The 12,504-nt window shown below is 47.6% G+C and carries 15 protein-coding genes; 6 read left to right on the top strand and 9 right to left on the bottom strand.

Translation table 11 applies throughout. The annotated features are described in order from the left end of the window. The first annotated feature begins 129 nt into the window (after positions 1-129). Positions 130-777 (top strand): hypothetical protein, encoded by a 648-nt coding sequence (locus Q1A48_RS16650; protein WP_299947161.1) that lies wholly within the window; start codon positions 130-132, stop codon positions 775-777. 171 nt (positions 778-948) lie between these two features. Here the strand turns inward: Q1A48_RS16650 and Q1A48_RS16645 are convergent, their stop codons facing one another. The 6 genes from Q1A48_RS16645 to Q1A48_RS16620 all read right to left on the bottom strand — a co-directional run bounded on the left by Q1A48_RS16645 (position 949) and on the right by Q1A48_RS16620 (position 3,719). Then, positions 949-1,233 (bottom strand): hypothetical protein, encoded by a 285-nt coding sequence (locus tag Q1A48_RS16645; RefSeq protein WP_299947159.1) that lies wholly within the window; start codon positions 1,231-1,233, stop codon positions 949-951. Next, positions 1,230-1,760 carry a hypothetical protein gene (locus Q1A48_RS16640; RefSeq protein ID WP_299947158.1) on the bottom strand — a complete coding sequence of 177 codons (531 nt, stop codon included), beginning with the start codon at positions 1,758-1,760 and terminating at the stop codon, positions 1,230-1,232. The genes Q1A48_RS16645 and Q1A48_RS16640 overlap by 4 nt, the downstream gene beginning before the upstream one ends. 101 nt (positions 1,761-1,861) lie before the next feature. Continuing rightward, positions 1,862-2,401, bottom strand: coding sequence for a DUF5063 domain-containing protein (locus tag Q1A48_RS16635; RefSeq protein ID WP_299947156.1), 540 nt, complete (start codon positions 2,399-2,401; stop codon positions 1,862-1,864). Beyond that, a complete protein-coding gene (locus tag Q1A48_RS16630; protein WP_299947154.1) occupies positions 2,394-2,849 on the bottom strand; it encodes a DUF4265 domain-containing protein in 456 nt (151 codons plus the stop codon). Before Q1A48_RS16630 ends, Q1A48_RS16635 begins: the two co-directional genes overlap by 8 nt. 7 nt (positions 2,850-2,856) lie before the next feature. Then, positions 2,857-3,213 (bottom strand): hypothetical protein, encoded by a 357-nt coding sequence (locus Q1A48_RS16625; RefSeq protein ID WP_299947152.1) that lies wholly within the window; start codon positions 3,211-3,213, stop codon positions 2,857-2,859. 146 nt (positions 3,214-3,359) lie between these two features. Beyond that, positions 3,360-3,719, bottom strand: coding sequence for a D-Ala-D-Ala carboxypeptidase family metallohydrolase (locus Q1A48_RS16620; RefSeq protein WP_299947151.1), 360 nt, complete (start codon positions 3,717-3,719; stop codon positions 3,360-3,362). Here Q1A48_RS16620 and Q1A48_RS16615 point away from each other — a divergent pair. From Q1A48_RS16615 to Q1A48_RS16605, 3 genes are all read left to right on the top strand, one after another. Further along, positions 3,702-4,244, top strand: a complete 543-nt coding sequence (locus tag Q1A48_RS16615; RefSeq protein WP_299947149.1) for a terminase small subunit — start codon at positions 3,702-3,704, stop codon at positions 4,242-4,244. The genes Q1A48_RS16620 and Q1A48_RS16615 overlap by 18 nt on opposite strands. A gap of 89 nt (positions 4,245-4,333) precedes the next feature. Then, a complete protein-coding gene (locus tag Q1A48_RS16610; protein ID WP_299947147.1) occupies positions 4,334-5,158 on the top strand; it encodes a putative phage abortive infection protein in 825 nt (274 codons plus the stop codon). Between the two features lie 150 nt (positions 5,159-5,308). Beyond that, entirely contained in the window at positions 5,309-6,760 is a 1,452-nt protein-coding gene (locus Q1A48_RS16605) for a hypothetical protein (protein ID WP_299947145.1), read from the top strand. A gap of 102 nt (positions 6,761-6,862) precedes the next feature. On the opposite strand, the gene Q1A48_RS16600 is transcribed toward Q1A48_RS16605, so the two are convergent. The 3 genes from Q1A48_RS16600 to Q1A48_RS16590 form a co-directional block, all read right to left on the bottom strand. Further along, positions 6,863-7,690: a DUF5694 domain-containing protein gene (locus Q1A48_RS16600; protein WP_299947143.1), complete on the bottom strand. Its 828-nt coding sequence runs from the start codon at positions 7,688-7,690 to the stop codon at positions 6,863-6,865. A gap of 190 nt (positions 7,691-7,880) precedes the next feature. Next, the gene (locus tag Q1A48_RS16595; RefSeq protein ID WP_299947141.1) at positions 7,881-8,264 is read right to left on the bottom strand and encodes a hypothetical protein; all 384 of its coding nucleotides are present in this window, start codon (positions 8,262-8,264) and stop codon (positions 7,881-7,883) included. A 228-nt stretch (positions 8,265-8,492) separates the two neighbouring features. Then, a complete protein-coding gene (locus tag Q1A48_RS16590) occupies positions 8,493-9,356 on the bottom strand; it encodes a hypothetical protein (RefSeq protein WP_299947139.1) in 864 nt (287 codons plus the stop codon). A gap of 35 nt (positions 9,357-9,391) precedes the next feature. Between Q1A48_RS16590 and Q1A48_RS16585 the strand changes: the two genes are divergently transcribed. Continuing rightward, positions 9,392-10,552, top strand: a complete 1,161-nt coding sequence (locus Q1A48_RS16585) for a hypothetical protein (RefSeq protein WP_299947137.1) — start codon at positions 9,392-9,394, stop codon at positions 10,550-10,552. Between the two features lie 546 nt (positions 10,553-11,098). Further along, the coding region (locus Q1A48_RS16580; protein WP_299947135.1) for a lytic polysaccharide monooxygenase at positions 11,099-12,504 on the top strand (1,406 nt) is incomplete at its 3' end.

Here is a 12,504-nt window from a genome sequence, read left to right as displayed (position 1 = left end):
TTACTACTATCGCTGGGAGCGGCAAAAGGTGGTGAGAAGGCTTAAGAGGTCGAAAGCCTGAATGGACAATATGTGCAATCTATCATGTGCGACTACTACTTGGTACATTTTTTAGCTTTAAGGTAAACTATGATAAGAATAGTTCTGTCAATAATATTGGTTTTTTCTGCCCTGAAAAATGCTAGCGCCAATGAGATATTTGAAGGGGTTATCGAGTATAAAGTTGAAGTTGAAAGTTTCACAGAAAAGCTTCCTGTCGAGTTATTAAAAGAAGGCTACGGGTCTGATGTTGAGGCATACTACAAGCCCGGCTACGAAAAGATTGTATTGAATAATGCTCAAGGTGTTCAACGTGCGTGGGAGATTTATGTGGCATCAGAGAACAAAAAGTACTCTATGATAACGTCCGATATTATGCCTACTACTTTTGATGGCGGAGAGGAGGCTAGGAAGCTGAAGAGTTTTTCAGATAAGGATTCTGATTTAAAGATTCTTGGGAAAAAAACACGATTAATTACAGTTGAATATGCAGATGGGACGATATCAAACTACTGGTATTCTCCAAGTATATTTATCGATCCAGTTCAATTTAAAAATTTGAAATTCGCTTACTTAAATAGATACTGGAAAATTGCCAGGTCACCATATTTGAAACATGAAAGACACCATGGTGAATATAAAATAATTTATTCGGCTGTAAAAGTTAGACCTGAGAAGCTGGATGATAGAATATTTAGTGTTTGGCGAAGCACAATAAACTCTTGGATTCAAATCTGAAATATATCACTTGATTAGAGAGAAGAAGTCAGGCAATTGCAAATTTGCAATTTTGCAATTTTGCAATTTTTCCTCTGACAGCTCTAAGTGCGATACTTGACTGACTTTATCAATCCCAAGCCCGCCCAGTGCGGGCTTTTTCGTATCTGGTAACCCCATGTTCAAGAACGCCTACTTCACGAAAGAGGAGTTGTCCTGCCGTTGCTGCGGGAAACTCCACTTCTCGGATGACACGCTGCGCCGATTGATCAGGGTCTCATCCTTGAATTTACCGATGTGCTTCTGCTCCAGGGAACGCAGGTCTGATTCGTGTTGAATGGCCTGGGCGTTGGCCGTGATTCCCTTCTCTACATCAGAGCCCCATATAAATAAACCAGCCGCCAAAAGAATGATGCTGACTATCTGGGTGACTGATACGCTTTTGCTCAGGTGCCAGTGTTCGGTTTGTGTGTTCATGGCTTCACTGCCTGTGTCTTTTCCTTACTGCCCTGGCTGGAGCCGTACCAGAATTGCAGGATCATTGGTATTGCGCCGGTGATCACGCCGAGCATCAGGGTTCCGGTCTGTTCGAATGCCGGGGTTACCTCTACGCTGCCTGAGAACAGCAGGTAGGTCAGGAAGAAATAGCCGCTGATAAACACAAACGACAGCACCGCCTGGACCCACAGGCCCCCTTTGATCCCTAGTTCCCGTGCACTCTTGCGGTCCTCCACTTCGAGCCGATATACATCAATATCCAGCTCACGCATCTTGAGCTTGAACTGACCGTCGAGGCTGCGCAGCTTCAGTAGCTGTTCGGGGCTCGCCGTCAAAATGGTGTTGGCAATATCCTGTTCAGTGGCCTTTTCATCACCCAGTAAGGCACCGGCCAGAAACTTGACTGCCGTTCCCGCAACAGGCCCACCCAAAGCAGCGCCCAGAGTCGGCGCCACGCTTTTTGCTATCGCTTTCCAGTCCATTAGTAGCTCCAGGTTGTGAGACATGGGAAATCACTTTCTCCAGGTGTAAAAAAACCGGCTCTGCAGCCGGTTTTGATGATTGAGTCTTGGTATGAGGAGTTATGCCTCGCTAGTTTGTTAGTCGCTTACCACCATCGTATATGTAGAAATCGCTGAAGCTCTCTAAGATGAAAGCCCCAGTGAGTTCGGTAGCTAAACTCGAAGTGCCACATTGCATTGCTCAAAGTTGTATTTTCGAGATACCACTGGACATTCATAAGATCTCCGATGATGTCAGCAAGATCATCAATTGCATCGCCAGTTACGACATTTGTATCACCGATAGATTCTGGCTCGCAGTCAACAGTGCAATAAAAGCCTAGGTCCGGAAATCTCTCAGAAATTGTCTCTCTGATATTCAGATGCTCATTGTCTGGAGGTTCTGGATACTCATTCTCGTCGAACTCAAATTCAGGTAAATAGGTTGCCACAACAAGCCGATCCAATTCCTCAATCAGATTTCCGAGATCGACTTTTTCTTTTCGCTCATCTAAGCAAAAACTGAGAAAATGCTGTATCGGTTGCTCAATGCTCATATTGATAACTAACGCCAAAATCAATGGGTCAAAAAAAAGAAAAATGGCAGTTTTAAGGTCTGGCGCCTTTGTTTTTAGGTGTTTACTCACTTTCTGGATAAAGGGTGTTATATGACGGCGCCGCATGCTCCCAGTTCAGCTCATTATTTATTAAATACTCGGTGACCTTGCCAAGCTCGACTTCTGGGGGTATATCTAAACAGATGTATTTTGGGTTAGCTCCTTCATAGGTACAACCCATTTCCACTAGATTTTCTAGGTGTTCTTTTTCTTGGCAATCTTCGTCAACTGGATTTTCAAAGACAATGCGAACCAACTTATGACCTGATAGCTCAAGCACCTCAACAAAAACTAAACGCTGTTCCTCCTCAGAATATTCAGCAGAAATTATATCCCCATATGCCAAGTCATAAAAATAGAACGGGCAATTATCTAGTCTATACCGACCGTTACCTAAGTCAATCGCCCAAGGAGTCTCGACAAAGACGTCTTCTTCTTGTTCTAATCGAAGCAGTACTTTTACTAGATTTTCTTCCATAGTATCTCTAACACTCAGTATTTATATAGTCGTCTAAATTAACTGCAACATACCAACGTGATTTCTTGAATTCACTTGGGTAGAAGACCAGACAAACAGTATTTTCTCTCATCCCCCACCATCCCGATTCACTAGTTGGTATTGAGCTAAACCCCACCCTGGCAACCATATAATTTAAACTGAATTTGGATACCTCTGGATTAAGATTGAAAAATGACTCGGGAAGGCTTTCGCTCTTAATTGAGACAGTATCGCCCACAGCCAATTTCGCTAAGCGAAAACTCCACTCTTTATCTTGCGAGACCTCTATGCCTACATCTGAAAGATAATTGGTGTGCTTTTTTTTCTTGATGCGTCTATTCATACTCTATTGAGCTATAAGATCAAAATAGTGGCTACCGCGGCTATTATTATCCTGAATTCTACGCCAGAAGCAATTCTGCGCCAGCGCCCCAAACTTACCTTTCAAATCAGACTGCTGGTCAACTTTTACACAATCTGAAAAGGCGATTAGTAACTCCAGATTGTGGGCCGGATATGCTCGCCCGGCTTGTATTCAAGATCATCCAGGTGCAGGAATCGGCCCTTGTGGGCGCCCTTCTGCTTTACCCCAATACCGGTAAACCCTTCCTCCAGCGCGATACCCAGCAGCTCATAGGCAGGCCCACCAGAAACTGATACATCCACAGCCTGACCGGTAGTGTGTGTCATGGTGGAGCCGATCTTGGCGCAGTGGTCCTGGCAGCGATAACCGGAGGTGATTACCATCGGCTTGGCAAACTGCTCCCTGATCCGAGCTCGGTTGCAGCGTATTGATAACAATCTGGAAAGATTGATAGAGCGGAGAGAGTAATGGCCAGGCGCAACCATAACGGCCTGACTGATAAGTGGCAGGTCTTTGCAGACACCTATCTGGCTGATCCTGAGTTAAATGCGACGAAGGCATATAAGGTTGCATATCCGAATGCGAGCCAGCGAACCTGCGAGGTAAAAGGGTCAGAATTGGTGAGAAAAGGTGAGGTGGCTGAATACATCCAAAAAGCCCAGAAAGCCCGCTCAGAGCGCACTCAGATAGACGCGGACTATGTACTAAAGCGTCTGTTCGAGATCGACCAGATGGACGTTCTGGACATTCTCAAGGATGACGGTTCACTCAAGCCCATTCGGGAATGGCCAAAGATTTGGCGCCAATTTCTTTCCGGTATGGACCTGTCAGAGCTGTGGGAAGGTAATGGTGATCAGCGCCAGATTGTCGGTGTGCTGAAGAAGATCAAGTGGCCGGACAAGGTGAGGAACCTGGAACTGCTGGGCAGGCATGTGAATGTTCAGGCATTCCGCGAGCAGAAGGAGGTCAAGGTCACTCTGCAATCGCTGATTGATGATCTGATTGAGTGATAGATGGCCACGATAGCTACGTTTACTGAAGGTAAGGAAAACTGCATAATGCCGCCATTGTACGGTTATTGGGTGTCAAGGAGAGATCTGTGTCTTCAGAAAAAGAACAAGACGTAAGTGGATGGCTAAAAGTTATTTCTATTATAGCTTTTGTCATTGCTCTAGTTATTCTGATTCTATATTTTTCAAAATTTGCAGGGGATTTGGCCAGTGACCATTCACGATGGGCTGAATTTGGTGATTATCTTGGCGGTGTTCTAAATCCTTTTTTTGCTCTTTTGGGGCTGATTGCGTTACTTATCACAATACATATACAAAGCAAGGAAATGAGAGAAGCCAGAAAGGGATTAGCCTCTCAAAATACAACATTATTTAAACAAAATTTCGAACACTCCTTTTTTCAGATGCTTCGGATTCACAATGATATTGTTAATTCAATTGATTTTGTACGACAGGAAGAGGGTGAGCCTCCTGTTGTCACGAAGGGAAGAGATTGTTTCAGGGTCATGGTTAAACGATTAAAAAAAACGTACAATGATAAGAATATAAATTTCAGCAATCAACTTAATATTAATGCTGGATACAAAGAGTTTTATAATAAGCATCAGGGTGAGTTGGGGCATTATTTTAGGTTTCTATATAACATTTATAAGTTTATCGACAACGCGGAAATAGATAATCCAGCATTTTATGCCAATTTGGTTAAGGCTCAAGTTTCTAATTATGAATTAGTTATTCTTTTTTATAATTGTTTTTCAAGACACGGAAAAGAAAAGTTCTTGCCTCTAGCTAAAAAATATAACTTATTCGACAACATGCCAAGTAATATTTTGCTTCTGGAGGCTCATATAACATGGCTTTCCGCCTCGGATAAGGTGAAATCTGAAGCTGAAGAGATAGAGGAGTCTGCTTGATTTAAAGAGAAGGTAAGTATTCCTTATATACTCTGTATAAAGGACGAAGCCTAAATATTTCCTGGTCCGCCCAACACGGGCTTTTTATGTCTGGTGATTTTGTGTTTGAGAAAGTGACTGAATAATCCTTGTTGACGAGATGACTGATTCATGAATCTGGAAGCGGAGATTTCCTCGGAAGAAGTGGAGTCGGTTCGAGATCTGATCAAGCGCTGTGTTCACGACTTTCCCTTTTTTGCTCTGAAACAATTGAAGATCGCTACAAAGCGCGGTGCTCTGAAGCCATTAAAGCTCAATCAGGCACAACGCTATGTGCATGAGCGCCTTGAAGACCAACTGTTTGAGTTAGGTATGGTGCGGGCCCTGATTCTAAAAGGGCGTCAGCAGGGTATCAGCACTTATGTTGAAGGCCGTTACTACTGGGAGACACGATTCCGCAAAGCGGTGAAGGCTTTCATTCTCACGCACCTACAGCAGGCCACTGACAACCTGTTCGATATGGTGTTTCGTTACCACAACAATTTGCATCCATTGCTGAAACCGGCAACGGCCAATGCCAGCTCCAAAGAGCTGCACTTTGCGCAGAACGATAGCGGCTACAAAGTGGCGACAGCAGGCAGCAAAGGCGCTGGCCGCTCCAGCACGATTCATTACTTCCACGGCTCTGAAGTGGCCTTCTGGCCTCATGCGGAAACCCATGCAGCTGGTGTGCTGCAGGCAGTGCCGGAAGGTGAGAACAGCGAGATTATCTTCGAGAGCACGGCCAATGGCATCGGCGGTTACTTCCATGACCTCTGGCAGAAAGCCGAAGCCGGCGAGTCGGAGTTTATCGCAATTTTTCTGCCCTGGTACTGGCAGCCGGAGTATCGCAAAAAAGCGCCAAATGATTGGAAGCCCAGTGATACGGAACTGGATACTGCCAAGACCTACAACCTGGATAGGGACCAACTGTACTGGGCGCACCAGAAAAACATTCAGCTCCGCGGTGATGTCGGCGAATGGGGTTGGCTCTTCCTGCAGGAGTATCCATTCTGTGCCGCCGACGCCTTCCAGCAATCGGGACAGGACACCTTATGCAATACAGCGTATGTCGCTGCAGCTCGAAAGAGAGGCGAAGACGCTGTCAGTCATTACGGAGCGCATATCGTTGGAGTAGATCCAGCGCGTTATGGTGGTGATAGGGCCAGTTGGATACATCGCAAGGGCAACAAGGCCTGGGGCTTGAAGAGCCTGCTTAAAACCAGTACCACCCAGCTTGCGGCCAAGGTTGCCAAAGAGTGCGATGCCTATGCAGAAGAAGGTAAACCGGTCGATGCCATCTTCGTCGATGAGGTGGGCCTGGGTGCGGGGACTGTCGATGCGCTGGAAGATATGGGCTATCCGGTGATTGGTGTCAACGCGGGTTCTGCGGCCAGTGAACCTGAAAAGTATTTCAATTTGCGCGCGGAGATGTGGAACAACCTGGGCAACTGGCTTGATGGCTCCGTTTCTATCCCCGAAGCACGCAATAGTATTTTAATAGACCCCCGGCTCGGCGATCGATCAAATGAAGAAACCACTGTTTACAGAGCTTGTCGATCAGTAACAGGTAGTGACAAATAATACGAACAAGCCTGTCGAAATGAACCAAATCGAATGCGGGCAACCAGCTTGCTCACCCGCATCACATTTTTTGGATAGATTTTACAATGACTATGAAAGTTTCTAGAGGTAAGCGTTAATATCCCAAGCTTCACGCGCTAGATCAGTGGCTAGCAGGGTTTTCAAAATGGCCGTATGGCCTTGGCCAGCGATAGCAATAACCCGGGTGCCTGGTTGAGCAACCGCCTGAATATTGGCGTACATACGGAAATTACGGTGCCACCAGCTAGCAGATGCCTCAGCTCCTACAAAGTCACCACCTGTACCAACGTCATTGTGCATAAGGTAGAGGTTCATATTCTCACGATCGCTTGATAGATCATTGTTCTGCCTCAGCAGGCGTCTAAGTGAAAAATTTTGGTGTTGATACGTTGTGAGTTCACTCAGTTGCTGAATTTTTTCATCATATAGTTTTTTCCTTTCAGGGGCAGTTTTGCTCATGTACTTCTTCAGCTCCATTCCTTTCCAGTGCACCTTCCTCTCGTCATAGCAAATAATACCCGCCAATCCTGCCTGAGCAGCGATACGAAAACCCAGTTGCTGAGTTTCGTTGACATCAAGTTTGTGATCACCTTTAAGATAAGAGTGGAATAGCTGATCATACTTTTCCTGAACAGCAGGATCACATTCAAGCATTACATGCGTTGGCGACTGTTTAGCTAGCCTTTCCGTCAGCCCCTCAAGATATTGCTGGTTTTCCGGTGCTGACACATCAATTTTTTTAGCCTTTACGGAATCCAGGCCAGGATTTGCAAAGTGGAATACACCAAACAACATAACCTGGGCTGCAGATACCTCCTTGGCCTCTAAGTCACGCACTTCAGTGGTCCCGCCAATAATGCTGACTGGTAGCATTAGAGCCCCAATAAGGATTCTAGTCATTATTTCCATTGTTAGTCTCTTACTGTTCATTTACTCGGGATGGCACCTGCCACCTCATGGTAGGACGTGATAACAAAGTGCTTGGATGCAGTTGGTCTGAAAAAAATTCGTACTACGGACGCAGCGCACCCAATGCTCCACCCACAGTCGTCATACATTGATGTCTTTTCGCATGACCATCATATCCAACAGCTTATATTCAGGTAATTTCGGCACGGATCACCTCGCTATGGTAGGGAAAGCATTCAATGGTGATTGGGTAAATGCCCGGCTCGACCACCGGCCAAATCACAAAGCCATCATTAACAATTCCCTGCCAGTTGGGCACCACCAACTGCGCACCGGTCGGGATATTTTTTATCACAACCTCTCTGCCTGAAGGAACGTACTGCCAGGTAACCGCCATACGTGGTCGCTTTTCGATGGCCCCGTCCGCCACATAGTCCTCGTTGACATCCACGTCTCTGTTCACAAACAACCAGTCCAGGTGCTTGGGAACGGATGTCTCCAACTCCACCAGGGTTATGGCACCATCCAGGGTCCATTGAATCTGCCCATTGGACGGATCAAAAACGACAATCATCGCTTGGTGCCCAAAATCAGCAAATTGGCATTGCGTAATTTTCCCCCTTTGTGCGCCAAGTGCTTCGCAGTCACCGTGATGGCATTGCCTTTTACATGCAGCGTGTCAACGATATTGGCAGCATTGACCTTTAACCGGTCCGCCTCAATATTTCCTCGGGCATAAACATTGTTAAGAATGGCTGTGCCGTTTTTATGAATACGCCAGCCCTGTGTACCACCGGAATTATCAAAACTGTCCGACGTGGATCACGTCGCCGATATAAGCGTTGGTAATACTGCCAGTACCGATTCTTGCCAGCACAAAGGCCGCATTGATACCGGTGATCTTGTCCACCGCAATACTGCCCACCTGCGCATCGGTGATCGTGGCGTTTTTAATCAAGGCCTCTACAGAAAAACTGAAACTGCCCCGCTCGCTGCCGTTGTTGTAAAACGCCAGGTAGCGGTCCTCAAAGCGGTAGGCATGAATACTGGCAGGGTTGAAACGTTGCTTAAATTGCGCAGGCAGTATCAAAGGTTCGGTAACCAGGCGCGCATCGGTGCCGCCAACCGCAACCAGCCCGTCCGGCGAGGCATAAAGCACATACTCCCCCATATCCACCATGGAGCGTTTACTGGCGCAGGCATGAATCTGGTCCAGGGGCACCAGGCTCATGGCCGCCGGCTCCGAACCCGCCACCAGATAGGGTTTGCCCGTGGTGCCGATCACCACACCGGCAGAAGCCACTGCCGCTGCAACGAAGTCATAGGCCATGGCCAGTTGGTAGCGGATTGGCCAGGCGTGGGGCTGGTAGGGTTCGCAAAACGCCAGGGTATTGCCGAAGGCCCCCAGCATGACCCCGTTGGGCAGCGCCGTGAGTCCGCGCATATTCGGGTCCGGTGCAATCCAGTCCAGGCTGGGGCAACTTTCTCCCAGCTGTTCCGATTCCACGTTGTCACTGAAATCGGTCTGGCCTGCGGGAATCTCGGCCACAAACTGATAGCCCGCGGTCAATTCGGCGCGGTAAATGCGCTTGCTCTGCACGATAAAATTGCCACTGGCGACCGGGATTGCCGTGACTTCCACCGCAGCGCCATCCCAGCGTTGCACAATGCGCGAGGGCGCACTGGGCGGCCGATGCCGCCATGAAAAATCAGGCGCTGTTAAAAACGGTGGATAACCTCAAGGACACGGATTACCTGAGCGACGAGAGCTTGAAATACACCGCCGCGATTGTGCCCAGGTCGGAAGTGGTAAAACGTATCAAGGCCGATCGTGCCTATCTGGAAATGATGGCGGACCGGCTGGGGCTGCCGGAGGCTGGTGAACTGGAAGTGCTGCATGAACTGAACCAACTGGACAGCAGTGGCTTCGAGAAACTATGGGCCATTACAGCACCTACAGACCCGGAGGTGATTCGGGTGCAACGCAATGGCAGGAACACCTATTACCGGGTCAATGATCCAGCGCTGTTACGGGGCTTGGTGCATCTCTCCGATAACGGAATCAACTGGATGCCGATTCGTGCCGCCCGCTGGTTCAAGCGCCTGTTGACCACCGGCGTGACTGCCAGCTCGGATTTTATGCTGCGGAACCTGGTGCGCGATGCCGCCCACGCCTGGGCGATCAACAAGGATGGGTTTGTATTCGGCAAGGACACAGTGGCTGGTATCACCGCTGCTGCCAGGGAAGATGACGACTTCTGGGCAATGACAGCCACCAACGCCTCCTTCCAGGGCGGTTATGTCCACGGTGGTGATCCGGAGGAAGGGGCGCAGATGATCCGCCGCGCCCTGAAGAAAAAGGGGCTCTCACGCACTGAGATCGACAATCACATGGACAGCGTGATTGATGTGGGCGAAGTGGGCTGGGCCAAAGTACAGAAGGCGTGGCAGTGGTATCGGGAAAAGGGCGACAAGCTTGAGAACTCCAACCGCCTTGCCACCTACAAGGCTGCATTGAAGTCGGGCAAGTCCAAGGCGCAGGCTGCCTTCGAGGCCAAGGATCTAATGGACTACTCGCTGCGTGGCAATTGGGCGGCAATGAATGTTCTGACCGATGTGGTGCCTTTCCTCAATGCCCGCCTGCAGGGCCTGTCAAAACTGATACGTGCTGGCGAACTCAAAGGGGAGCTGCACAAACCCTGGACCTGGCGTATGGACCCGCTGGTGGGCATGGCAGTGGCCAAGATCGCCCTGGCCTCTTCCGCCCTAGCGCTGTGGAATGATGACGATGAGCGCTACCAGTCGTTGCCGGACTGGGAGAAGGACGCCTACCGGCCGGGATATCACCGCGGTTGTCTATAAATTCAGAGCCAGGGCCTGTAACAGTGCCGGCTGTGGCCCATGGTCGCCGACCAAACAGCTCAATCCACCCACGCCCCCCATACTGCATCTACTTTTTATAGATGATATCGAATTAAATTCCGTAGCAGGGAATCTTCACTTTATAATCTGAGGTAAATTTGGTGGGATAGGCGCAATTTAACTCACTATTGAAAATGTCTTTTTGAACGTATCTTTTCCTCGTAGGCCGGAATTTTCAAGGCATGAGAGTCGAAAAAAATACTGTTTATAACGGTGCTCTGAATTAACAAAGATTGTCCTTCTGAACCTGCTTAGTAATGAATAAGAAAAAAGATGTCAAAAAACCAACCAAATTCACAGATTCAGTCAGGAGCTTGCATTTATAATACTGATCAGGCTGAACTAGCTTCTGAATTATAGGATGTCTCAGGCAATACAATTTGCGTGGGAACATTTTAGCTGTTGCCGTGTCTTAACTTCACTTTTCTAGGTGGCGGCCCAGGCAGCGGCTCCACCAAAGAGTATTGACTAATTAAGAGTAATTTTATGATATTAAGAACAAAGTTTGCCATTGCATCGATATTGTTGATGCCGTATAGCCTACAGACACAGGCCCATGGCTGGTCCGAATACCCCAAGGCCAGACAGCAAATTTGCTATGAACAAGGCAATGTTTGGTCCGGTACACCACCAAATGCTGGGTGTGCTTTAGCCAAGAGCATCTCAGGGCCATATCCATTTCAACAGCGTAATGAATTTTCTATTAATATCCCCGACTATAACAACATTGCCACCGTAAGAAGTGCGGTCCCTGACGGGACCCTATGCTATGCCAATGACTCCCAAAAAAGAGGGATGGGTGCAGGAACGGACGCCTGGAACCGTGTCGAGATCAATGCTGGTACGTTTGAGTACGTTTTCAATGCAACAGCGCCACACAATCCTTCATTTTGGGAATTTTACTTAACCAAACCCAATGCAGATTTATCAAAGCCATTAGCTTGGGGTGATCTCGATCTTATTCAAGAAGTAGGTGATGTGCCAGTTGTTAGCGGTAAATACCGTATGAATGTCACCATTCCCGAAGACAGGGTGGGAAATGCCGTTTTATTTGTGCGCTGGCAGCGGATAGACCCAGTTGGTGAAGGCTTCTATAACTGTAGTGATATCACCATTACAAATAATGATGTTGAGCCGCCCGTAGAGCCCGATCCAGATACGACGCAACCGTACCTTGTTCAGGGTAACACTTTTATCCCGCATGAGATTAATTTAAATTCAGTAAGTATTGGCGATACAGTAAAGTATACGGTGTTCAATAAAAATGGAGAAGAACACTCCTCATTTTCATTGTCGATCACGGAGGACAATAAAAACGATTGGGATAGACTCTTGGCTTCTCAGGTAACCGGGTGGTATGAGTCAAATCATAATGGAAACGTTTTTATTGGCCGCTGGCATGAAGAAATGAATCATTACATGTATTTCCGGAATGATTTGCATGGGAATTATTTTAATTCAAAAGATCCGAGAGCTTCTGGTCAGCTCACCATTATCGATAATGGGAGCGAATTAATGGCGGTGATTACGCCTAGAGTTTTAAAGTCACCGGTTAACGCAAAAGTGATGCACGGGGACTATATGGTGCTTACACAGGGGGAAAGCAAAGGTGATGTCACTCATTCACAATGGTCAGAAGTCAGTGACAGTCAGGTACAAACTTCCGATGGCCCTGATAATGCCTTAATCATCAATACGTCAAGCCTGCCGAATATACGTCAGGAATTAACCTTTAGGTTGACGATCAGTAGTGACGCTGCCATTGATGAAGAAGTGTATTCATTTGTCGTAGAACCATCAAACATAACTGATCCCACTGATCCCACTGATCCCACTGATCCCACTGATCCCACTGATCCCACTGATCCCACTGATCCCACTGATCCCACTGA

This window comes from uncultured Microbulbifer sp. (assembly GCF_947489355.1).
In the GTDB taxonomy this organism is placed as follows: domain Bacteria; phylum Pseudomonadota; class Gammaproteobacteria; order Pseudomonadales; family Cellvibrionaceae; genus Microbulbifer.
Note: the sequence above shows the minus strand (reverse complement) of the source record. Positions and strands in the feature narration are given on the sequence as shown.